Origin of the sequence: Neptuniibacter marinus (genome assembly GCF_001597725.1) — a bacterium.
GTDB classification, from domain to species: domain Bacteria; phylum Pseudomonadota; class Gammaproteobacteria; order Pseudomonadales; family Balneatricaceae; genus Neptuniibacter; species Neptuniibacter marinus.
Genome location: NZ_LUTR01000001.1, coordinates 45915 through 69439, shown reverse-complemented (window position 1 = coordinate 69439; position 23525 = coordinate 45915). Strand labels below are relative to the sequence as shown.

Genomic DNA, 23525 nt, shown 5'->3' with positions numbered 1-23525 from the left:
ATGGTATAAGGAGTATTAAATTGATGGTTAAAATTTGGGATCTACCGACCCGGATTTTCCACTGGGTGCTAGTTTCACTGTTTCTGTTTCTGATTTATAGCGGTAATTGGGATGACAGCCTGATGCAATGGCACTTTTATAGTGGCTACTTATTATCTGGTTTGATTCTTTTTCGTGTTTTATGGGGTGTCGTGGGTACTTATTATGCGCGTTTCTGTTCTTTTATTGTTTCACCAATCAAGGGGCTGAGTTATCTAAAATCGACTGTTAAAGGTGATACATCAGAGCATTTTTATGGCCATAACCCTGCTGGCGCCATGATGGTTGTGATGCTTATTTTACTGCTTATGCTGCAAATCGCTTCAGGCTTAATAACCTCAGACGAGGTTTTATGGGAAGGCCCTTTTTATGCGAGCGTAAGTGATGAGCTGGCAAGTTTAGGCGCAGAAGTTCATCATACTGTACAGCTTATCCTACAGTGTTTAGTTGGGTTGCATATTTTGGGTGTTATTACACATAGCATCTTATTTAAAGAGAAGCTGGTGGCTTCTATGGTGACGGGAACGAAGAAAGACTTAGGTAACGCAAAGCCTAGAGAGTCTGTTAACCCTGTTGCTTTGTTAATGTGTATCGCATTGAGCGTTGCTTGGGTGTATTACCTGTTTGGTTTACCTATCTAATATATGCCTCTTTTAGTTTAAGGGAGAGTTCTGACCTCCCTTATCCATTTCTTATACTGACTTAAATTTAACCTCTAGCGCTTAGACTATTTTAGATAAGGGTTTAGGTTAAGTTCTTTGGATCCAATAATCGACTTAACTCATCAGCGTCCATACCTGTTACCTCGATTGCTACCTCAAGTACGGTTCTTTTTTCGGCGTAAGCTCGCTTAGCGATGATTGCGCCTTGTTCATAGCCGATAACTCGATTGAGAGCGGTAATTAAGATAGGGTTTAGAGCTAAGGTTGATTCCATACGGTCAATATTGATCGTCATTTTTGAGATCGCTTTATCTGCGAGTAAGCTAACGCTGTTGCTTAATAGCTCAATGCTTTGAATTAGGTTGTGAGCAACAAGGGGTAGCATTACATTAAGTTGAAAATTACCGGATTGACCTGCAAGGGTGATACAACAATCATTGCCTATTGCTTGCGTAGCAGCCATTGCCACGGCTTCTGGAACGACAGGATTCACTTTACCCGGCATGATGCTGCTGCCCGGTTGTAACACCGGCAAGCTAATCTCACCTAATCCAGCTAATGGTCCACTGTTTGCCCAACGTAGATCATTAGAAATCTTTACTAAGGCTACCGCTAAGGTTTTGAGTTGGCCGCTTAACTCTACGGCGGTATCTTGGCTGCTGATAGCAGCAAAGTGATTTGGCGTGACTTCAAATGGTAAGTTAGTGAGTTGGCTTAACTCAGCGCATACTTTTTCTGCAAAACCTTCAGGGGCATTGATGCCTGTGCCTACCGCTGTTCCACCAATCGCTAGTTGAAATAGCCGTGGTTGTACATCGAGTAATCTATCTTTTGATTGTTCTATTTGTGCTTTCCAACCACTTAATTCTTGAGCGTAAGTGACAGGCATGGCATCCATTAAGTGAGTGCGTCCGGTTTTAACGACCTGTGTTAAGGCTTCTGATCGGTCATTAATAACTTGCATCAGCTGTTCTAGGGCAGGGATGAGACGTTCATTCAGTAGTAGGGCTGCACTTAAATGGATGCAGGTCGGTATGACATCATTGGAGCTTTGGCTCATGTTAACCTGATCATTAGGGTTAACGGGTGAATTTAGTTGTTTAGCGGCCAAGTGGGCGATGACTTCATTTGCGTTCATATTGGTGCTGGTGCCAGAACCTGTTTGGAACACATCCAAAGGAAAATCATGGTCATAATGCCCACAACTAACATCTTTAGCGGCACACTGGATCGCAGCTGATACCTCTGCATCCAGTATCTTTAATTCTGTATTGGCAGCTGCACAAGCAGCCTTTACCAAGCCAATAGAGCGAATAAATACTCTAGGCATGGTGATGCCGCTGATGGCGAAATTATCTACAGCACGTTGGGTTTGAGCGCCGTAAAGGGCGTCGTTTGGAACTTGTACGTCACCTAGGGAGTCGTTCTCTATTCGGTAGTTATTTTTGTCCATGAGTTCACCTGTGATAGGGCTTATGTCGCTTTTTAAGTTTAGTCTAGGTGTGGATAAATATGGATTCCCTTCTGCCTAAGACAAAAAAATAACCTTGGCTATCCTTTGATACTAACCACCCTGCGATAGAGTTGTTCGCTATTATTTAGGCTGTTTTTACACGGCGGTTAATTCAAGGCGTTGATCCTTCGCTGTGATGAAATCATGCTCATGGCTGCTGCATAACACGATCTTGTCGGCCCAGTGTGCTCTTAATTGCGAGTAAATTTGGGCTGCAAGGGTGCTATCCATACCGGCAGTAGGCTCATCGAGTAGGATAAATTGAGGGTTTTGGAGTATCAGGCGAGCTAAACCAATTCGCTTACGTTCGCCGCCGGAAGGTTGCCATTCACCCTCGCCTAACCACGTGTCTAGACCGTTAGGAAGCCTTTTTGCCCACTCTCCCAATTCAACAATATTGAGTGCATGCCTAATGGCTTGCTCTGAGGATGTGATATTAAGTGTTAGGTTATCCCTAAGTGTGGCGCGGAGTATATCGATACGTTGTGGCATAAAGCGGATCTCATCTGCGTTTAAACCGGTAAACTCTATGCTGCCAGCACTAGGAGCGAGTTGTCCATAAATCAGACTGAGCAAGGTGCTTTTACCTACGCCGCTACTTCCATTTAGCCAGATCCAATTCGGTCCATCATACCTAAGGTTAAACTGCTTAAATATGTCAGTTTTTTGCTGTGGGTAGCGGTAATTAAGCTGGTTGATGTGCAGGCCGATAGTGCTGGAATCCGTTTGCGTGAAAGTCCGTTTGTCGAGTGTTTCTGTGTTGTTCGTGAGGTTGTCTTGGAGACGACCTAACGCGGCTAAACCAAGACCTAGGTTTGCTAGAGCTGGGCAGTTATTAAGTAATACTTCAGCACTGCCTAAGGTTAATAATAGGAGCATAAAGGCATAAGCGCCTTCAAGCTGACCTTGCTGGAAAGCTAATAAACCCTGCCAAAATATGAGTACGGTCATAATAATCAGAATGGCTTGGGTGAGTAGTAATATGTGTTGTTGGCGTTGTACTGCCATGGATTCGTAGTTATCGGACTCTTGGGCCTGTTTTTGTAGGTATTCTCCACTGTGTTTTAGGCGCTCAAATAGAGTCAGTGTTCTCATATTGCTTAATAATGCACTGGCAGATAACCATTGTTCGCTGTGACGTTTATGTAAAGTGGACTCAGATTGTAAGACGCGATGGCTATACAGCCAAGGCATAATAAACGTTGCAAATATTAAAGGGATGATAACCCATGGTATTAACGCTGGTAGTACTAGATATAAAGTTACTAAATAGGCGACCATAACCAAAAAGCTGACTGCAGCAGGAAGTATTGCGGAGAGATAGATCGCTTCGATATTTTGAATATCTTGTAAGAGACGGCTGGAGGTTTCGTGGCGATTAAGTTGTTGTTCGTTCCAGTTCAAGCGACTAATGAGACGGAATAGATCTGCCCGCAAATTTGAGATGATTCTAAAGGTTGCTTCGTGACTACTTAAACGCTCGCCGTAGCGCCCTGCGGTTCGTGACATAGATAAGCCGCGGACTATAGCGCCTGGGGCAAAGAAATTAAAAGAGTGTGCGGCCACAGCGCTTAGCCCAGCTAAGGCCGCAGCACTGATAAACCAGCCCGAAACCGCGAGTAGAGCGATACCTGAATAGGCAGTAATAACGGCAAGAAGAACCCCAAGCAACGCCATTTTATACTCTTGCCGGAGTAGTTTTAAATAGTGCCGTTTGACATTATTCATGTGATTCTCCTAAGGCTTGCATAGTAATGACTTTATTGAAAAAGTGTTGATCTGTGGGCCGGTGGCTGGTCATGATGAGTATGCCCCCTTGCTCCACATAGACGGCTAATTGCAACATAAAAGCTTGAGCGGTTGCTTCATCAAGGTTGGCGGTGGGCTCATCTAAAAGTAATAAACGAGGTTTGTGCAGAAAAACGCGAGCTAAAGCGATACGTTGTGCTTGCCCACCTGATAGATAGCCACCCTGATCACTAATTATATAATCCAGCCCGCCGGGGAGTGAGCTAATAAGCTCCTCTATTTGTGCGTCTTTGAGGGCTTGAAATAGTGTTTCATCTGAGAAATCACGACCAAGGCAAAGATTCTCTCGAATACTGGCGAACAGTAGTTCAGGGGTTTGGGTCATATAGCCAATTTGTTGCTGCCAGTCTGGATGTTGGTAGATGTTATGTTCAACCTCATTAAGTTTTATCTTGCCTTGATGAAGAGGATATAACCCCGCCAAGGTATCTAGCAGTGTTGTTTTACCTGAACCCGAGGGGCCGTTGAGTAACACTCGATCTTTCATCTCTAGAGTAATAGAGATAGGCGTATGAAGAGGTCGCTCTTTAGCTCCCGCTTGAACGGTATCAAGTTGTAAGCTGTCTATTTTAGGGAGAGGCTGTTGTTCTAAATTTAATTCGTTGCTCGATACCTGAGAGGCTAACTTATTAAGCGTGAGCAGATGTTCGGCAACGCTCGTTGCGTCCGCTTTGGCGTGATATAAGGTGCCGAGACGACGTAAAGGTAAGTAAAATTCAGGCGCAAGCATCAGGAGGAATACACCTTGGCTCAAGCTTAGGTCATCGCTCCAACTCCCCAGTTGATATTTATCGAGAAAAAATAAGCCTAGATAAACAGCGACTAATGCCACACTAATGGCGCTAAAAAACTCAAGTATAGTGTTTGATAAAAATGCGAGACGTAAAACTTTCATGGTGGTTTCGCGGAATGATTCTGACTTTTGGAATAATTTATCCGCTTCTTGCTCTGTAGTGCCGGCAAGTTGGAGTGCTTGTAGATTTTTTAGCCGGTCAGACATTAAGTTGCCAAGACGGTTAAGCTGTTGGAGATTATCATGACTTGCTTGCCCTGCTTTTTTCCCTACTAGAATCATGAATAAAGGCACTAATGGGGCAGTTAATGCCAATATAATAGGCACTAGCCAGTTAACGGTAGCCGCTGCAATGATTACCGCAATTGGCATCAAAACCGCTAAATATTTTTGCGCACTATAATCCGCAAAGTAGAGCCGGAGGCTATTAATTTCAGTACTGAGCAGGTTGCTAAGCTCCGCGGTCTTAAATCGAGGGAAAAGTCGAATATTAAGGGTAAAGCAATGGTTGAGTGCAAATTGCCGTAATTGACTGCGTATCTTAATGCTAGCCTGATTAGCGATGTTGTTTTGCATGTAGGTCGCTACGGCTTTTGTCAATAAACTCAGCGTTAAGATGAGCCAAACTTGCGCAGTGGGTAGTGTTTTTTCCGGTTGAAATAGGGCGTTATCTAAAATATCAGCCACGACAAACGCAAATAGAATTGTCATAGCGATTTGCAGAAGACCAAGCAGTATGGATAACCGGTTTTCCCGTTTGCCATGCAGACTAAATTGGCGAAGCAGATCTGCTGCGTCCTTAAACTGTGTTTTTTTAGACTCTTTACCCATGGTTTATATGTTAACTCTAATGTTTGGCTATTTATGCTAGCTCTAAAAGTAGGTTTTTGTCATTATTGACAGATCTTTGACAAATTTTGGGGTGGAAACGATGACCTATAATAACTGGCTTGCATCCATCACTAATGTTTTGGAGAGCTACCATGAGCCTGCGGTGCTTTTGGATGAACACTATAATGTAGTGGCCTCTAACCAACACTATACTCATCGTTTTAAGCCCTTGCCTAGGGATGGTTATGCTAAGTGTTATGAATTGTCTCACGGTTATCAACAGCCTTGTGATATGGAGGGTGAGAGCTGTCCAATGAAGGCAGCGCTTGAGAGTGGCTCTACCTCGAGTGTTTTGCATATTCATAATACGGCGCAAGGCAAAGAGCATATGCGCATAGAGACCACTCCTATTACTGATGAACAGGAACGTCGTTACTTTATTGAAGTAATGAAACCCGTTAGTGAAGTGAGTGCTGAACCTATCGCCAATAAAATGATTGGGCGAAGTCCTGCATTCAATAAACTGGTCGACCTGATTCAGCGTGTAGGTAAAACGGAAACGAGTGTCTTGCTGACCGGGCCGTCGGGTAGTGGTAAAGAGTTGGCTGCACTGGCTCTGCATGATGTGAGTCAGCGTACTCGAAAGCCTTTTGTTACGGTTGAGTGTTCTGGTTTGACCGACACACTTTTTGAAAGTGAAATGTTTGGCCATATTAAAGGGGCTTTTACGGGGGCAACGAATAACCGTAAAGGTTTGGTGGAGTCTGCACGGGGAGGGACTCTGTTTCTTGATGAGGTGGGCGATATCCCTTTGCATCTGCAGGTTAAATTGCTGCGTTTGATTGAAACGAGAACATTTCGTCCAGTAGGGGAGAGTCAATCTTATGAGGCTGACTTTAGGCTGATCTGTGCTACTCACAAAAATCTTCCAGAGATGGTCGCAGCGAATGAATTTCGTGAGGATCTTTACCATCGTATTAGTACCTTCCCCATTCGATTGCCCTCGCTTGCGGAGCGTAAAGAAGATCTGCCTTTGCTGGTTAAAAGTATTTTGTTGAGGATTGATAGCGGTTCGCCTCTTAGGCTTGATAACGAGGCTATTGCGTTGCTGGAGAAGCAGCCATTTACAGGTAATATCCGCGAATTGAAAAATATTCTTGAACGAGCTGTTGTGCTCAGTGATAGACCAGAGATCAATGTTGCGACTCTGCAGCAGGCTTTGGCATTGAGCCTTTATGTGCCAGAGAATGGTAAAAATACACCACAAGGATTGTTGGCGTTGGCACAAGCTCGTTGCAGTCTGGTAGAGGTTGAGCAGGCTTATATTAGACAGCTTCTGGCTCATTATACTGATAAGTCCGAAGTCGCAGAGATTGCTGGATGTAGTCTGCGTACTTTGTATAGAAAGTTAAAAGAGGGGGAGTGACCGTGCTTAATTCAAAGGTACTGAATCTTGTTTAGTCTTCCCCTATAAATAGGATGATTTATAGGGGGCTAACATGAGGTTAGCCCCTTAAATGTTTTTCTATTCTTCGTCGAAGTGATTTTCTAGCCACATAGCGTTGATAATACCAAAGCTACATGCCAGCAAGACGCCTAAAATCCAAGCAAAGTACCACATATATCTCTCCTAATAATTAGAAACGCTGTTCTGTTCAATAAATTCAGGTTCGATTCTGCGCCACATTTTGTAGTACCCCCACAAGGTGTAAATCAAAATAATAGGCACAAAGAACATGGCTACCCAGAACATTATCTCTAGTGTAAGTATGCTTGATGTTGCATCCCAAAGGGTTAAGCTGCTTGCCAAATCAGTTGAAGAGGGCATTACGAACGGGAATAACGTGGAACCCGCTAGTAAAATGATCGCAGTAATATTGACTGCACTGAAGGTAAATCCCCATCCCGCTTTTCCATATTTTGCCAAGAGACTAACCAATAGTGGCAAGACCACAGTTCCTGCGGCTAATAGCCATAAAGCAGGTAGCGTCGTAAAGTTACCTAACCAGTTTTCGGTTAGAGCGACCTCTTTACTTAGCGGGTTTGAATTTGCGTCAGAGATCACCTCAGAGGTAATTTCATAACCTGGGATCATCCACATAATAGCAGCACCCGCAATTAGCATAAGCACGGCCAATACAGGCCCAAGTAATGATGCGTATTTTTGCGCACGAACTTGAACATCACCCCCTGCGCGCATCTGTAACCAGACAGCGCCATGGAGTAATAGCATTGCGACACTTGCAAGACCGCAGACCAATGCGAATGGGTTAAGCAGTGCCCAGAATGAGCCTGTATAAGTTGAACGGGTTAGTTCATCAAAGTGGAAGGGCACCCCTAAAAATAGGTTGCCAAATGCCACACCAAATACAAGGGCGGGAACAAAGGAGCCTAGGCATAAACCAAGATCCCAGTTATTACGCCAGCGCTTACTGTCCATTTTACTACGATATTCAAAACCTATAGGGCGAAAGAATAAAGCAAAAAGGACGAGCAGCATTGCCCAGTAGAAGCCAGAAAATGCGGTGGCATAGACTAAAGGCCATGCAGCAAAAATAGCGCCGCCGGCAGTGATAAACCAAACTTGGTTTCCATCCCAGTGAGGCCCAATAGTGTTGATGATGACACGTCGTTCTGTATCGGTTTTACCGAGCAGGGGTATCAACATGGCAGCACCTATATCGAAGCCGTCAGTGACTGCAAATCCGATAAGTAGTACGCCGATCAGTAACCACCAAATGAGTCGCAGAGTTTCATAATCAAACATGTTGAGCTGCTCCTTTATTTTCATCTAGCGAAGGTTCGTTATCATAACGCCCGGTACCTAAAGCACTTGGGCCTTTGCGGATGTACTTAACCATGAGGAACACTTCAATCACAAGGAATACGGAGTAAAGCGCCGCAAATCCGAAAATACTCATCCATAGGTCAGTTTCGCTGAGCGTTGAGGTCGCAACATAGGTGGGTAAAATCTCACCTATCGCCCAAGGTTGACGCCCAAATTCTGCAACAAACCAGCCCATTTCATTTGCGATCCAAGGTAGAGGGAGTGCAAACATTGCGAACTTAAGCAGCCAACGTTTTTTGTACTCTTGGCGACGGGCTGTGTAGTAAAACGATAGGGTGAACAGAAGCAGCATTGTAAAGCCGCAAGCTACCATTACGCGGAAGGTCCAAAACATTGGTGCAACCTTCGGAATTGTATCTTTTGCTGCTGCTTTTATTTGCTCTTCAGTCGCGTCCACAACATCGGGCGTGTAGCGTTTGAGGAGCAAGCCATAACCAAGGTCATGATTAACAGCAGAGAACGCCGCTCTGTTTTCTGGCGTATCTTCACCATTACGCAACTTCATCAATAGAGCATAAGCGTTGATGCCGTTACGAATACGGCCTTCAGCATGCTCAATCAACTCTTTTATCCCCATGATTTCTTCATCGACTGATCGAGTTGCGATCAGACCGAGTACGTAGGGAATACGTACAGCCATGTCGGTTTCTTGGGTTTCTTCATTGGGTAAACCAAAGAGAGTGAAGGGTGCTGGTGCTTCGCTGGTTTCCCACTCGGCTTCCATTGCTGCCAGTTTAACTTTTTGTACTTCGCCTATTTCATAGCCGCTCTCATCACCTAAGAGAATAACCGACATGATAGAGGCGAGACCAAACGCTGATGCAATTGCAAAAGAGCGACGTGCAAAGCCCATATCTTTATTTCTTAGCATGTAATAAGCGCTAATAGAAAGTACAAAGATAGCACCAGTGACATAACCGCCGGATACAGTGTGAACAAATTTAACTTGAGCGACAGGGTTAAAAATTACTTCTGCAAAGCTGCTCATCTCCATACGCATAGTTTCGAAGTTGAAATACGCACCGACTGGGTTTTGCATCCAGCCATTTGCAATCAAAATCCATAATGCTGAGAAGTTGGAGCCTATAGCAACAAGCCAAGTCACCCCTAAATGTTGTACTTTTGTTAGTCGATCCCAACCAAAAAAGAATAAACCAACAAAGGTCGACTCAAGGAAAAAGGCCATTAAACCTTCTATGGCTAAGGGCGCTCCAAAAATATCACCTACATAATGAGAGTAGTAAGCCCAATTGGTACCAAACTGGAATTCCATCGTTAGACCAGTCGTAACACCAAGAGCGAAGTTGATACCAAAGAGCTTACCCCAGAAACGGGTCATATCTTTGTATACTTGCTTGTTTGTCATCACGTAAACAGATTCCATGATGGCTAGCAAGAAAGAGAGTCCCAATGTTAGTGGGACAAAAAGAAAGTGGTATAACGCGGTTAAGGCAAATTGCCACCGTGATAATTCCACAACAGTTTCAGATACCATAATTAATACCTTTACTTATTGCCGATTCATTCGGCTATGTAGATGTGATAAATCTTAATTAGGCAGAAGCCGTGCCAGTTATTTCCTTGTAACTTAATAAGTTAAAAGCAAATAAAGTATACGCCTTGCCACTTTGAGCCGAATAGTCTTTTTTCTAGACATATTCAGCGCTAATGTTCTTTTAATTTGTTCTTTACTCGAACTTCGATACTCGATTTTTACTTTAAACTGGGGTGTAACCATGCAGCATCACATCATATACGGGACGTATAAGTGACTTCTCCATAACCCAAGCGGTTTCACTTTTATCAAGAGGGTCTACAACCGGGAAGGGTAATGTGGTCATGGGCTCTAGGCTATAATCAAACTCCCAAAGCATGGCGTGTCCAACATCTAAGATCATGGGGCAAGATGTATAACCATTCCATTGAGCGGTTAATGGCTGATCTGTGATTAATGCTTGTAGGTTTTTGGCAATAATCGGTAATTGAGATTTAACTGATGCCGCTGTTTTTCCTATAGGTGTACCTACAGTGTCTCCTAGGCCAAACACATTGGGGTATCGTTTATGCTGCAGTGTGTATTTATCGACCTCTAAATAGCCTTTAAAAACTGTCTCATCAACTAACTCTGACTCCCGTATGCTTTTTACAGTTGTCATAGGCGGTACTATATGTATGAAGTCCCAATCCACAGTACGTTGTGAATTATCAGCTAAAGTAAAGGTTGCGGTATGGGCTGCGCTGTCCAATGAGGTTAGTGTCTGCTCATAATTTGGAGTGATTTGTCGCTCAGCCCAAATCTCTTGTAAGCGTTTATCAAATGCTTTAACTGCAAATAAGTAGTTCTCAGCGGTAAAGTATTCAAAATTAAATGCATCTCGATTACCGGCCTTACGGACAAAATACTCTATTAGGTTTGTTGCTTTCATCGGAGCGCCTGCACATTTCATGGCTCCTTGGGGGCGAGTAAACAGAGCTTGGCCACCTTTGCTTTGTGCAAATGCTAGCGCTTGCTTGTGACTGGCGATACCTGCTTCAGGGCTTAGGTAAATACTCGCGATATTGCCTTGTCCAATTTCGTTGATATCTAAGCCTTCAATCATGTCGTAGCGTAGTTCTAAGCCTGTAGCAACAATGAGGTAGTCATAGTTGAGTGCCTGTCCTGATGATGTAATTACTTGATTATTATCAGGTTGATACTCTCTTACGGCTTCTGAAATCCATTTTACTTGGCTGTCTAAATAGGTTTCATTATCTTCGATAACTTTATCTTTGCTTTTATAAGCACCGGCCAAGAGTAATGTTTGCCCAGGTTGGTACCAGTGATAGCCGCGTGGATCTACGATAGTGATCTCTGCGCCATTAAAATAATGTAGCAGCTTATTTGATAAGGCAAGACCACCCGCACCACCACCGGTAATAAGGATTTTTGCTTTTGTGTCAGTTTTGCTTAACTCCCAAGCACCAAAGCCAAACGCCCCGGCAACACCTAGGGCTGCTCCGGTTTTAAGTAAATTTCGACGATTAATGGACATAGTTATCACCTTTTTATAAATACTTTATAGGCTCTTGAAAGGGCTGAGAGTCTATGATTAATAGGCGTATCTGCTTTGATCAGAGCTGGCTGTTATGTTTTATCTTTAAATATTTAAAGCAGATTGCATGCCAGTTATATTCTTTCTGGTTATTTGCATATAATCAAAGGAGAGTGGTGGTAGAGCTAGCAATTTGAGCCGCTTGTTTAGATTTCATTTGATCTAGTATTTGTCATATATGTCACTTTTTTTGACATATATTGTTTGTGAGGTGTTCTCAATCCACGTTATTTTTAAAGTAAGTCGCCTGAATGAAGGGTAAACCATCAGACTAAGCACTATATTAAATATATCTTATATATTGAATGTCTTATATTCAATGATAATGGTATTGGGTTTTGGTTTTTGGAGGGTTATTTCATAGAGGCAGTAAAAGGGGGATGCCTAAATCTATCCAGTAAACAAAATCGTTTCGGTGTGCTTCATTAAGGTTGGATGCTCCAAGACATGGAATAGTTTAGCAATGACTGTCCTCGTAAGTTGATGTGGTTTTCTTTGATGAGTTTAAAGCCTGATTTTTTGAAGAAAGGCATAGCAACTTTACTGGCTTCTACATGAAGTCTAGTTATTCCCTTTTTTTGAGCGACGATGAGAATATGTTGTAATAGTTGGCGTGCTACCCCTGAGCCTTGGTAATCTGGATGTACATAGAGGCAATCGATATGACCATCGCTCTCTAGTTCGATAAAGCCAATAATACGGTTTTTTTTCAGCGCTACAAATGGCTTTTTTATCAATAATCGTGCCTTCCAGCCAGTATAGTCAGGTGGTGTGGGAGCCCAAGCCTCTCGCTCTTCTTTTGAGTAAAACGACTGTTTTATGGTATGAACGGATGTATGAAATAAATTGGTTATTTCAACAGAATCGGATGGTCGATAAGCTCGGATGCGCATGGTTATGGCAGATATAAAATTGCAAGTATATAGTGTTGTCTGGCGGATTGGTTGCTGCAACTCAATTAAAGCGGCATACCGTATATAAAGAGACCATGTAATGTTTGAGGCTAGACTAAAACTTGTCGAGTGGTGGCAATATAGCGGTGTACCTCTTGCTCAATCTCCGGCTCAACCATCTCTTGTGGTCGACAACCGTTAGGGCAGGCCATATTGGGTGTAGTGCCAAATAATCGACAGATTAAAGGACGCTCCCCATAGACGGTGCAGCCATTGGGACCTAAATGGACACAATTAAACTCTTTTAGGGCTGCATCATGTTCGGCATCCGATTTAACCGGTAGACGAGAGATCTCTTCCGATGAGGTGGTCACCGGCCCGCAACAATCATGGCAGCCCGGTGTGCACTCGAATGTGGGAATACGTTGACGCAGTCGTGCGATAACCTCGCGGTTATTATTCATGGGTGCTCTCTTTTTATCTTATTGATTGTTATGGTTTTATACCTAAGGTATGAGAACTCGTTATTCTCTTCGTTTGTGTTATATTTTAACCGATTACTTGGCACCACTGTCGCCCACATGGAATACCATTGTGATTATTTTTAGCTTGTCTTTTATTATTTATCCGATGTCATTTTCAGCAGGGTCCTGTCGTGTTTTACAAAGTGATGGTACAAGGCTGCTAAAACATGTCCCAATATTAGAATCCATACTAACCAAGCGCCGAGTATATTTTTGTGGATAAAGTCGACCGGTTTTTCGAACTCTTTAAATGTGAGTCCTAGACTCTCCTGCACTAAAGATACGAAGATAGGGGTATCTTCAAATTTAGGTATATCGAATAAAAAGAAGTATTCTGTAGCGCCTCCAGTGCCTAAATAGCCCGTGAGAGGCATGATGATCATAATCGCATATAGTGCATAGTGACCGACTCGAGCAGCTTGATGTTCTAAGTGTGTACCCGGTTCTGGATTAGGTTTGCGGTTAGTTATACGCCAGATAATACGCAGTGCGACTATGACAGCAATGGTCACACCAATAGAAAAGTGAAGCTGAATCGCTGCCCAGTTTTCAGGTGTTTTTTCCTCTGTAAACCAGTGCCGAAAGTAAACAGTGATATAAGCGCCTAAAAAAAGAATAGCCGTCATCCAGTGTAACCATTTTGCAATTGAGCCGTAATTCTCGGCAGTGTTTCTGATACTCATTTAATATTCCAAGTATTGATTTTGTATATAGCTAAACGTTAACTCAAAAGCGAACGTCATACCGAACCAGCCAGCGTTAATATGCCTAGCCATATAGCGACTGCTTTTAAAATGAAACCTAGTTTGGGATGTCTTTCTATTTCACCATTCTATGCAGCTGTTTAGCCACCTAAAGGATGCGATTTATCTATTTCCTCGTCATCCTCACCTTCATCATTAATCCAGCGTAAAGCCTCTAGTAGCTGGGTTAGTTTGTAGTGGCGCACTTCGCCTTGCATAAAATGTTTGGATATTTTTGTTGCCCAATCCATCCATTGTGCATCGCCGACTATGGCCATGCGGTGCAGGTCATTTGCATGAGCGACGCCGAACTTCAGGTCTTCCCATAGCGCGCCAGCCTCAAAGCCTGAAAAGTCAGGAGCGAACGTGATCAGCAATCGCACCTCTGGATGCGTATTTTTGACATGTTCAAATAGAGGGATAAATGTTTCGGTATAGTCTTCTTGGGTTAGTTTGTTGTTGGCCTGTAATACGATGATATCGCCAGTTGTTTCAGGAAGAACGTAAAGCATAGAGGTGTCTTTTGTTAATGGGTGTAATTTCATTATAAAAGTAAAATGAATAGGGCGCTAATTGATAATTTTTAGCTGTATAAAATTCATAGCAAAACGAAAACTGCTCAATTGCAAAGTGTTGATTGCATGGGTATTGTTAACGGCTTATCTTGCCGCACATAAGTGCAGATTAGATGGTTTTAATCATTTGATCCGGGAAGTTGGTGCATCTAGGTTTTAATTAGCCAAAGGTAATCCCAACACTGCCCCCGCAACGGTAAATTGGTTAAGGTGTTTTGTATGCCACTGCATTAAGCTTATTTACGTTTAAATACGTGCTGTTTAGGTTATATGTGGGAAGGTGAAATACTCGAGACAGTGTTTTTATAAGCTCTGTTTCGCCAATGAGTCCGGATACCAGCGAGATAAAAATATTTACCATGGTGTTGCGGAGGGCTTCACCGAGTAATCGTTCAGTTGGTCTGAACATACTTATCCTCCCAACTCCGACACATAACTTGTTGGAGATTTTTCTGTGCTTAAAAATGTACTTTCTTTGGTAGCTATTAGTCTAGCTGCATCTCTTTTTACTTCTACAGCCCAAGCCCACTTTCAGATGGTGTATACCCCTGATCTATTACGGGAACGTGGTGGATTAATTAACCTAAAACTCCCCTTTACGCATCCTGCTGATAGCGGTTATGTGATGACGGTGGAACCACCGGAGCAGTTTTATGTAGTTAAAAAAGGTAAAAAAACTGATCTTCTGTCGGGTGTGAAAGCCTCGAAATGGACCAGTGCTGAAAATACAGGTGACGCTTACGAAGTAGATGTGGCGCTTCGTGGCTTAGGCGATCACCTTTTTGTGATGCAGATGGCTCCCTATTTTGAAGCGTCTGAAGAGGCCTATATTCAACAAATTGTTAAAACCATTGTTAATGTTGGTACGCTACCAACCGATTGGAATAAAGATCTAGGTTTAAGTGCTGAAATTGTTCCATTGACTAAGCCTTATGGCATTTTAGCGGGTGGTACATTTACCGGTGTAGTAAAAAGCAGAGGTAAGCCTGTACCTTTTGCAGAGATTGAGGTTGAGTATGTTAATTATGATCCAGATATGAAGAATAATCGTTTTTCTGCACAAGCGAATATGGATCTTCCCTCCGACCTTTTTATCACGATGACTATTTTCGCTGATGCTAACGGCACGTTTACTTTTGGTATCCCTAAAGCGGGGCAGTGGGGTTTTGCAGCATTAGGTGTAGGTGAAAAAACAGAGTTTAAAGGTAAAGAGTTATCTCAAGATGCGGTGATTTGGGTGCAAGCGCATGAGATTCGCGCTTCCGATAAGTCCGCGCAAAGTGATTTGTCTAACTAGGTAACAAGCTCTATGCATATTGTTGATGGCGCGTTAGCTGTTCCTGTTTTAGCGGTAGGGGCGGCTTTAACTGTAGCGGGTGTTGCTATAGGTCTAAAGAAAATGGATTATGATCACTTACCTCAGGTAGGTGTCTTATCCGCTGTGTTCTTTATCGCCTCTTATATTCATCTGCCAATAGGTTTTTCCAGTGTTCACCTTATTTTGAATGGCTTAATTGGTCTCGCATTAGGGTGGGCAGCTTTTCCGGCTCTTTTAGTCGCACTGTTTTTACAGGCTGTTTTCTTTGGTTTTGGCGGCTTTTTAGTCTTGGGCGTCAACGTAGTTAATATCGCGTTGCCGGCTGTTCTGGTGTATTACCTATGTGGGAAGGGTATTAGCTCAAGCTCGCCTAAAGTGGCGGCTGTATGGGGTGCTGCTGGCGGCGCTGGAGCGATTGTGCTTACTACGGTGATGGTCGCGTTCTCCTTAATGCTCTCGGGTGAGGCTTTTCTTTTAGCAGCAAAAGTGACCTTTTTGGCGCATATTCCGGTCATGATTGTTGAAGGCTTTGTTACGGCTGCGGCTGTGTTGCTTATTCGTAAAGTAAAACCTGAGTTCCTTAATATTAAGGAGTCTTCAGAGTATGCATAGATTAATTACGATATTGTTTTTGGGGTTATGTTCGCTCTCCGTTTCAGCCCATAACGTGGTTGGAGGTGTTTATGCTATTGGTAATCAGATCGAGGGTGAAGTTGGTTTCTCTAACGGTGACATGGCTGCTGCAGGCACGCTTATTAAAGTGACGGATGCTGAAGGTAATGAGCTTGCGAATATAAAAACCAATGATGAGGGACTGTTTTCCTATACAGCTACGCGACGTATAGATCATCTTTTCTTCGCTAATTTAAGTTCAGGTCACCTTTTAGAATTAACGCTACCGGCTGCTGAGTTGCCGGATAGTTTGCCTAGCGAATCAGTGACAGGAGTAAACCTAAGCCCTCAAACGATGGAAGTCGTCGCCCCCTCTGTGACCTCTAGTGGCCAGAAAACCTTAGAACAGATGGTCGAAAGGGCCGTAGCAAAGCAAGTTATTCCGCTTAGAAAAGAGCTTGCTGAATATAAAGAAAAGGCGTCGCTGCAAGACGTAATAGGTGGGATAGGTTATATCTTTGGCTTGTGCGGTTTAGGTATCTGGTGGCGTCAGCGTCAACTGGATAAGCAGAGCAAAGGCTGATCTGATGCCTCAGTTTTTAGAGCATAGCGGCACCTCATGGAAAGGGCAAAAGGTTAAACATGATCTCTCTGTGATCGATAAGCTCGATCCGCGTCTGCGTGTGATAATGGTGACGTTGTTTGCTTTTGTAACTGTGCTGTCGGAAAGCTTTTGGGTATTAAGTTTAGGTGTGTTGGTTGGGCTTTTATTGGCTCTGCTTGCTCAATTAAATGTAAAGCGGACGCTGCGGCGAGTGATTGCAATGGATATGTTTATGATCTTTCTGGTCATTATGCTGCCCTTTACGACACCTGGTGAAGCGCTATTTACCGTTGCGGGATTATCCGCAAGTATTGAGGGCTTTCTGCACGCGCTGATGATATTGCTAAAAGCCCATGCGGTAGTATTGTCGTTATTGGCGCTGGTAGGCACGCTTAGTGCGACCACTTTAGGCCATGCCTTAGCTCATTTGCGAGTACCTGATAAACTTGTGCACTTGCTGCTTTTTACTGTGCGTTATTTGGATGTGATTGGGCAGGAATATAAACGTATGCGCCGAGCGATGCAGGCTCGTGCTTTTGTTTTACGAACTGATATGCATACATGGCGTTCCATTGGTTATCTTATTGGTATGCTCTTAGTACACTCTTTGGAGCGCTCGGAACGCATTATGGATGCAATGAAATGTCGGGGTTATAAAGGCCAGTTTTATCTGTTTGATGATATGGCATTAGGTACCCATGATTATCGTTTTATGGCGCTGTTCCTTCCTTTTTTATGCGGATTGATTGGGCTTAACTTTTTATGAAAATTTTTTTATGAGTGAGCGATCAATGGTTGAGTCTGAGTTGTCTGGTAAGTCTACAGCCCCTTTGATTCAGGTGAGAGGCTTGAGCTATCGCTATCCTCGCCGAGGGCTCGTGCTGGACGATGTGGATTTTCAGCTTAATCTGAGTGAACGCGTTGCTTTAACGGGGGCTAATGGAGCGGGGAAAACGACTTTATTACATCTATTAGTGGGCCTTAAAAAAGCAAAGTCAGGTGATATTTTTGCATTTGGTGAAAGTCGAAAAGAGGAAAGGTCCTTTGTTGATGTGCGTGCCCGTGCCGGTTTTTTGTTTCAAGACCCGGACGACCAGCTGTTTTGCCCGACTGTTTTAGAAGATGTGGCCTTTGGCCCCTTAAACCTAGGAAAGAGCCGCGAAGAGGCTTTAAAGATTGCTACTAATACATTGGCTTCGTTGGGGATGGCTGGCTTTGAGGAGCGTATTACCCATCAGTTATCAGGTGGTGAGAAACGTATGATTACTTTAGCTTCTGTATTAGCGATGGAACCTGAAGTATTGCTGTTAGATGAGCCGAGTAATGCATTAGATAGTAAAGCGCGTCAGCATTTGATTGATACATTAAAAACCTTACCTCAGGCGATGATCATTATCTCCCATGATAGTGATTTCTTAGCGCAATTAGCTACGCGAGAAGTCCGGCTAGAAGGGGCTAAGTTAAATCTTGTAGAGAAGCGTAAACTTGATACTGTCGGGTTGGTGGAGAAAAGTAACCAATGATTGCTGTTGCGACGCCGTTACTTAATTCAAACTTTCGCTGGCTTTTTTTAGGTCAGTTAGTTTCGTTATTAGGTACAGGGTTAACAACAGTTGCTTTAGCGCTGTTTGCCTTCGATCTTAAACCAAGTGATGCTGGTTTAGCCTTAGGTGTTGCTTTAGCCATTAAAATGGTCGCTTATTTGAGCGTAGCGCCTATAGTCGGTGGTTATGCTAATCGTTTACCGCGTAAAAAGTGGTTGTCGGGTTTGAATGCTGGTCGAGCCTTATTAGTTGCTTTATTGCCATTTTGTGACGCTATTTGGCAGTTGTTTGTGGTGATCTTCTGGTTAAATGTTATGGCGGCAGCTTATACACCGGTTTATCAAGCTTTGTTGCCTGACATTCTTCCTGATGAGAAAGAGTATACCCAAGCGTTGTCTCTCTCGCGTTTGGCCATGGAGGTGGAAAGCCTGCTAAGTCCTGCACTTGCTGCCGTAATTATATTTTTCACCTCTTATGAGTGGCTGTTTGAGCTTAATAGCGCAGGCTTCGCGCTATCGGTTGTTTTTATCTATATGACTCAACTGCCGAAGAGTAAGAGTAATGACCGAAGTGGTGGTCTTTGGCAGCATGTTAGTTTTGGTATAAAAAGCTATCTGAGGACACCCCGTTTATGCGCTGTATTATTGCTTAATTTAGCTTTATCCGCTGCGGGTGCAATGGTTATTGTTAATAGTGTTGTGTATGTCCGAGGCGTTCTTGGTTTATCGGAAGAGCAGGTGCCCTTACTTATGGTATCTGCTGGTTTGGGGTCTATGTTAGCCGCGCTTTACCTTCCCTCTTTATTGGAACGTTTTCATGATCGTTCGGTTATGTTGTGTGGTGGTGTTATTATCGTTGTGGCGCTGTTAGCAGGCATTGTCGGTCCTAGTTACTTAGGTTTGTTTCCTATTTGGTGTTTGATTGGTGTGGGGAGCAGTATGATTTTGATTCCGACAGGGCGCGTCGTCCGTCAGTCATGCAAAGAGAGTGATCGCAATGATTACTTTTCTGCTAACTTCGCCTTAACTCATGGGATGTGGTTGATTGGTTACCTTCTAGCGGGTGGCTTGGGCAGTGTGCTCGGTATGGAGCAGACGTTTATTTGGTTAGCTGTATTGGCTGGCATATCGACGTTGTTAGCGAGTGTTATCTGGAAAAGCCATGATCGCTATGAGCTTTGGCATGAACATTCCGAGCTGGAGCATCTCCATCCCCATATTCGTGATGAGCACCATCAACATGAGCATGAGGGCTGGGAGGGAGCTGAACCACATACCCACCCCCATTATCATAAGCATCAGAAACATCGACATAAATATGTGATTGATGAGCATCACTCTTATTGGCCGAAACAATAAGGTTGGATACCCAAAGGATGTGGTCCTTTTTGTATCTTAGGTTTTTAAATCTGGCATCACCTCTCGGATAACGGGATGTTAAAGGTAGATAGATGAGTAAAACAGGTTTTCCATTTAGCGCGGTTTTAGGCCAAGACGATTTTAAATTAGCACTTATATTGTCTGCAATTAATCCTGCTATTGGCGGTGTTGTTATCAGTGGGCCGCGCGGCTGTGCAAAATCTACATTGGCGCGAGGATTGGCTGATCTATTACCTGTTTCAGATGATGAGGGGGAAAAATCAGCTGATTTTGTGACCTTACCTTTAGGCGCTAGTGAAGAGATGTTGCTCGGGACTTTAGATCTTGAGCATGTACTCAATGAAAAAACGGTGCGTTTTAGTCCAGGCTTACTGAGTAAAGCAGATGGTGGTGTGCTTTACGTTGATGAGGTTAATCTTCTACCAGATAATCTGGTTGACCTATTACTTGATGTGGCGTCTTCAGGGGTAAATCGTATCGAACGTGATGGTATTAGCCATAGCCATCGCTCCGAGTTTTTATTAGTCGGTACTATGAATCCTGATGAAGGGGAGTTGCGCCCCCAGCTCCATGATCGTTTTGGACTGTCAGTTGATCTGGATAATCAGTATCTACCCACAGAAAGAGTCGAAATTGTTAAGCGCCGAGAGCTGTTTGAACGCGAGAGGGAGCAGTTCTGTGAGGCCTACAAGGCAGAGCAAGAGCAGCTCCTTAAACATATAGAATCTGCACGGGTACGGCTAAACAGTATCAGCTGTGATGATCTACTACGGCTCGAAATTGCGGAGCGTTGTAGTGCGGCGCAGGTGGATGGTTTAAGGGCTGATATTGTTTGGTATAGGGCTGCAATTGCTAATGCTGCATTTCATCAACGTACTGCTGTTACTTTGCAAGATATAGATGATGTTGAAGCCTTAGTGTTAGCCCATCGACGTAAGGTAGAGCCGACGTCCTCGGATAAACAGCCGCCTAGTTCCTCCGAACAAAATAAGCCGCCATCATCACCTCAAACACAACATAGCTTTAAACGACCGGATGATAGTCATCGTGAGCGGGCTGAAGATGGACAGAAAAATTCAATAGAGAGTTCCGGTGGGGAGGGGGATTGGGGCCCAATGTCAGCTCAAATGGAACAGCAGAAAACGGCTGATATAACGCTAAATGTAGAGTCTGTTCAAGCAAGTGGGACGATGGCTCGATCATCTTCTAAACCAAATGCGTTGACTATGTCTGAATCGAGCAAACGGCCGGATTGGTACGCTACTTTAATATCCAGCCTGTCTAGCTGGCCGCCAGAGAAACTGCGTTTTAAACCGAAAAAACAGTCAGACGATATACTGCATCTCGTATTATTAGATACCTCTGCATCCACATTGCAAGCAGAGAGCTTTGCTCATGCTAAGGCTGCACTGCTGCAGATCTCCCAGCAAGCGTATATAGCAAGGGAGAAAATTACGCTCTTTGGTTTTGGTAATAGCCGTGTTGACCGCCTACTGTCAAAGGTGCGTGCACCTAAAGAGCTCAGAGAGTGGTTGGATCAACTGAGTGCTGGCGGTGGGACGCCGATGCGTGCTGCATTTTTAGAGGCGCAAGTTTATTTGCAAAAATTACTCCGTCAAAACCCCCAACTACAGATCCGCAGTTATGTTCTGACTGATGGCCGTAGCAGTAGTTCTCTGGACGGTGTTCAGCTCCCAGGTGAACTGGTATGGATCGATACTGAACTTAGTCAGATTAAACGGGGCAAAGGTCCTCGCTTTGCCCAAACATTAAACGCAACCTATTTATCTTTGGCTGGAGCATATTAATGAAGACCCATCAGGAACGCATGGCGAAAAAGAAAGAAGTGATCGATAAACGCATCGCCAGTGCCACTGAAGAGCGTGGCGTTTTAATTCTCCTTAAAGGCAACGGTAAAGGTAAAAGCAGCTCCGCTTTTGGTACGATGGCGCGCTGCGTAGGCCATGGTAAAAAGGCAGCCGTGATTCAGTTTGTGAAAGGGCGTACAGAGACCGGCGAATATAAACTGTTCCGTGATCATGCATTGATTGATTGGCACGTGATGGGACACGGCTTTACGTGGGAAACCCAAGATAAAGAACAAGATATAGCTGCGGCGGAAAAAGCTTGGCAGATAGCGGAAGCGCTCTTGCAAGATGATCGTTATGAGATGCTGGTTTTTGATGAGATGAGCTACATGTTCAAATATAAATACCTTGAACTAGCTCCAGTGATTGAAGCCCTAAAAAATAGGCCTAAAAATCAAAACGTAATGATTACAGGTCGGGTAATGCCCGAAGGGTTAGAAGAGATAGCGGATACCATCAGTAGTATTAGAGATGAGCGTCATGCATTTCGTCTAGGGGTAAAAGCACAAGCGGGAATTGAATACTGATGACCGATCTATCCACTTCTGTTTTGTGTCCTGCGTTATTTCTTTCTGCGCCAAGTTCCGGTGAAGGAAAGACGACTATTACAGCGGCGTTAGCGCGTTACTTTACAACTCAAGGTAAAGTGGTACGGGTTTTTAAAACGGGCCCTGACTATTTAGATCCGCAAATTTTAGCGCAGGCTTCAGGGCAAGATGTTGAGCAGCTAGACCTATGGATGGCTGGGGATAAGTATTGCCAGCAAAAACTATTTGAAGCGGCTCAAACGGCTGATCTTATTCTAGTTGAAGGGGCGATGGGGATGTTTGATGGTGATCCATCAAGTGCAGATCTAGCTGCCCGTTTTAATATCCCTATAGCTATAGTGATGAACGTTAAAGGGATGGCTCAAACGGCTGCTGCCTTAGCGATGGGCATGGCGAACTATCGTGATGATGTGAAGGTTGCAGGTCTTATTGCCAATAATTGTGGTACAGAACGTCATGCTGAGCTGATTCGTGATGCCTTACCTAAAAACCTACCATTATTAGCCACATTAGCAAGGGATCCTGAGGTCGCTTTACCTGAACGCCATTTAGGTTTAGTGCAAGCAGATGAGGTGCGCGATGAGCTTGAGCAGCGCTTTACTTTAGGTGCTCAGTGGATCAAAGGCCCGTTGGCCGAGCCGAATGCAATTATTGATCTGCCCGAAGCGGTTGAATTTTTTAGTGCAGAGGTCGCTCCAGTGGCACCTTTGTTGGTGGGTAAAAGGATTGCGATCGCTAAAGATGCAGCCTTTAGCTTTATTTATGATGCTAATTTGCGTTCATTGCAGGAGATGGGTGCAGAGTTAGTGTTTTTCTCCCCTTTATTTGATCAGCAGTTACCAGAGGCTGATGCGCTCTGGTTACCGGGAGGTTATCCAGAACTGCACGCTAAAGCACTGTCTGAAAATAAGGCCATTAAAGAGCAGATCAAAAGATTCCATCAGTTAGGTAAACCTATTTTGGCTGAGTGTGGTGGGTTTCTTTACTGCCTTGAAGATTTAACCGATTTGGATGATCAGGTATACCCCATGAGTGCAGTTATTGCAGGTCATGGGGCGATGCGCGGAAAACGGGGGTGCCAAGGAATGCAGACGGCTATGTTGCCAGAAGGGACTGTACAAGCGCATGCGCATCACCGTTCTCGTAGTCATGCAACACCGGAGCCTATCGCCTATGGTAAACGCCAGCGACATCCTGCGCCGGGAGAAGCGATCTATAGAGAGCAGGGGCTAACCGCTAGTTATTTACATCTATTTTTTGCCTCAAACCCTGAAGCGATTGCCGCTATCTTTAGTGGTCAGTATGAATCAAAAACGGATTAAAGGTTAAT

22 protein-coding genes and 1 riboswitch are annotated in these 23525 nt (G+C 43.9%); of the genes, 11 read left to right on the top strand and 11 right to left on the bottom strand.

Annotation, left to right across the window (positions count from 1 at the left end):
- The first annotated feature begins 23 nt into the window (after positions 1-23).
- Positions 24-680 carry a cytochrome b/b6 domain-containing protein gene (locus A3774_RS00330; protein WP_067861781.1) on the top strand — a complete coding sequence of 219 codons (657 nt, stop codon included), beginning with the start codon at positions 24-26 and terminating at the stop codon, positions 678-680.
- 103 nt (positions 681-783) lie between these two features.
- On the opposite strand, the gene A3774_RS00325 is transcribed toward A3774_RS00330, so the two are convergent.
- From A3774_RS00325 to cydD, 3 genes are all read right to left on the bottom strand, one after another.
- Positions 784-2154 carry a class II fumarate hydratase gene (locus A3774_RS00325; RefSeq protein ID WP_067861778.1) on the bottom strand — a complete coding sequence of 457 codons (1371 nt, stop codon included), beginning with the start codon at positions 2152-2154 and terminating at the stop codon, positions 784-786.
- A gap of 156 nt (positions 2155-2310) precedes the next feature.
- On the bottom strand, positions 2311-3942 hold the full coding sequence (locus A3774_RS00320) for an amino acid ABC transporter ATP-binding/permease protein (protein WP_067861775.1): 1632 nt from the start codon (positions 3940-3942) through the stop codon (positions 2311-2313).
- Complete coding sequence (gene cydD, locus A3774_RS00315) at positions 3935-5647, bottom strand: thiol reductant ABC exporter subunit CydD (RefSeq protein ID WP_067861772.1); 1713 nt, start codon at positions 5645-5647, stop codon at positions 3935-3937. Before cydD ends, A3774_RS00320 begins: the two co-directional genes overlap by 8 nt.
- A gap of 100 nt (positions 5648-5747) precedes the next feature.
- Here cydD and A3774_RS00310 point away from each other — a divergent pair, with 100 nt between their 5' ends.
- Positions 5748-7073 (top strand): sigma-54 interaction domain-containing protein, encoded by a 1326-nt coding sequence (locus tag A3774_RS00310; protein WP_067861770.1) that lies wholly within the window; start codon positions 5748-5750, stop codon positions 7071-7073.
- Positions 7074-7172: 99 nt separating this feature from the next.
- Here A3774_RS00310 and cydX read toward each other — a convergent pair whose 3' ends face one another.
- From cydX to A3774_RS00270, 8 genes are all read right to left on the bottom strand, one after another.
- Positions 7173-7268: a cytochrome bd-I oxidase subunit CydX gene (gene cydX / locus A3774_RS00305; RefSeq protein WP_067861767.1), complete on the bottom strand. Its 96-nt coding sequence runs from the start codon at positions 7266-7268 to the stop codon at positions 7173-7175.
- 9 nt (positions 7269-7277) lie between these two features.
- Complete coding sequence (cydB, locus tag A3774_RS00300; protein WP_067861764.1) at positions 7278-8414, bottom strand: cytochrome d ubiquinol oxidase subunit II; 1137 nt, start codon at positions 8412-8414, stop codon at positions 7278-7280.
- Positions 8407-9990 carry a cytochrome ubiquinol oxidase subunit I gene (locus tag A3774_RS00295; RefSeq protein WP_067861761.1) on the bottom strand — a complete coding sequence of 528 codons (1584 nt, stop codon included), beginning with the start codon at positions 9988-9990 and terminating at the stop codon, positions 8407-8409. Before A3774_RS00295 ends, cydB begins: the two co-directional genes overlap by 8 nt.
- Before the next feature lie 223 nt (positions 9991-10213).
- Entirely contained in the window at positions 10214-11527 is a 1314-nt protein-coding gene (locus tag A3774_RS00290; RefSeq protein WP_067861758.1) for an FAD-dependent oxidoreductase, read from the bottom strand.
- 485 nt (positions 11528-12012) lie between these two features.
- On the bottom strand, positions 12013-12480 hold the full coding sequence (locus A3774_RS00285) for a GNAT family N-acetyltransferase (protein WP_067861755.1): 468 nt from the start codon (positions 12478-12480) through the stop codon (positions 12013-12015).
- Positions 12481-12590: 110 nt separating this feature from the next.
- Positions 12591-12944, bottom strand: coding sequence for a YkgJ family cysteine cluster protein (locus A3774_RS00280; protein ID WP_067861752.1), 354 nt, complete (start codon positions 12942-12944; stop codon positions 12591-12593).
- A 155-nt stretch (positions 12945-13099) separates the two neighbouring features.
- Complete coding sequence (locus A3774_RS00275) at positions 13100-13687, bottom strand: cytochrome b (protein WP_067861749.1); 588 nt, start codon at positions 13685-13687, stop codon at positions 13100-13102.
- A 161-nt stretch (positions 13688-13848) separates the two neighbouring features.
- Positions 13849-14259, bottom strand: coding sequence for a SpoIIAA family protein (locus A3774_RS00270; protein ID WP_067862426.1), 411 nt, complete (start codon positions 14257-14259; stop codon positions 13849-13851).
- Between the two features lie 160 nt (positions 14260-14419).
- Positions 14420-14681: riboswitch (cobalamin riboswitch) on the top strand.
- Positions 14682-14776: 95 nt separating this feature from the next.
- Between A3774_RS00270 and A3774_RS00265 the strand changes: the two genes are divergently transcribed.
- The 9 genes from A3774_RS00265 (at position 14777) to A3774_RS00225 (ending at position 23517) form a co-directional block, all read left to right on the top strand.
- The gene (locus A3774_RS00265) at positions 14777-15619 is read left to right on the top strand and encodes a DUF4198 domain-containing protein (protein ID WP_067861746.1); all 843 of its coding nucleotides are present in this window, start codon (positions 14777-14779) and stop codon (positions 15617-15619) included.
- Positions 15620-15631: 12 nt separating this feature from the next.
- Positions 15632-16252, top strand: coding sequence for a cobalt transporter CbiM (cbiM, locus tag A3774_RS00260; RefSeq protein ID WP_067861743.1), 621 nt, complete (start codon positions 15632-15634; stop codon positions 16250-16252).
- Entirely contained in the window at positions 16245-16835 is a 591-nt protein-coding gene (locus A3774_RS00255) for a hypothetical protein (protein ID WP_067861740.1), read from the top strand. Before cbiM ends, A3774_RS00255 begins: the two co-directional genes overlap by 8 nt.
- A 4-nt stretch (positions 16836-16839) precedes the next feature.
- On the top strand, positions 16840-17622 hold the full coding sequence (gene cbiQ, locus A3774_RS00250) for a cobalt ECF transporter T component CbiQ (RefSeq protein ID WP_067861737.1): 783 nt from the start codon (positions 16840-16842) through the stop codon (positions 17620-17622).
- A gap of 10 nt (positions 17623-17632) precedes the next feature.
- On the top strand, positions 17633-18379 hold the full coding sequence (locus A3774_RS00245; RefSeq protein WP_231867901.1) for an energy-coupling factor ABC transporter ATP-binding protein: 747 nt from the start codon (positions 17633-17635) through the stop codon (positions 18377-18379).
- Complete coding sequence (locus A3774_RS00240; protein WP_067861734.1) at positions 18376-19758, top strand: MFS transporter; 1383 nt, start codon at positions 18376-18378, stop codon at positions 19756-19758. The genes A3774_RS00245 and A3774_RS00240 overlap by 4 nt, the downstream gene beginning before the upstream one ends.
- 92 nt (positions 19759-19850) lie before the next feature.
- Positions 19851-21587 (top strand): AAA family ATPase, encoded by a 1737-nt coding sequence (locus tag A3774_RS00235; protein ID WP_067861731.1) that lies wholly within the window; start codon positions 19851-19853, stop codon positions 21585-21587.
- Entirely contained in the window at positions 21587-22174 is a 588-nt protein-coding gene (gene cobO / locus A3774_RS00230; RefSeq protein WP_067861728.1) for a cob(I)yrinic acid a,c-diamide adenosyltransferase, read from the top strand. Before A3774_RS00235 ends, cobO begins: the two co-directional genes overlap by 1 nt.
- Positions 22174-23517: a cobyrinate a,c-diamide synthase gene (locus tag A3774_RS00225; protein WP_067861725.1), complete on the top strand. Its 1344-nt coding sequence runs from the start codon at positions 22174-22176 to the stop codon at positions 23515-23517. Before cobO ends, A3774_RS00225 begins: the two co-directional genes overlap by 1 nt.
- The last annotated feature ends 8 nt before the right edge of the window (positions 23518-23525 follow it).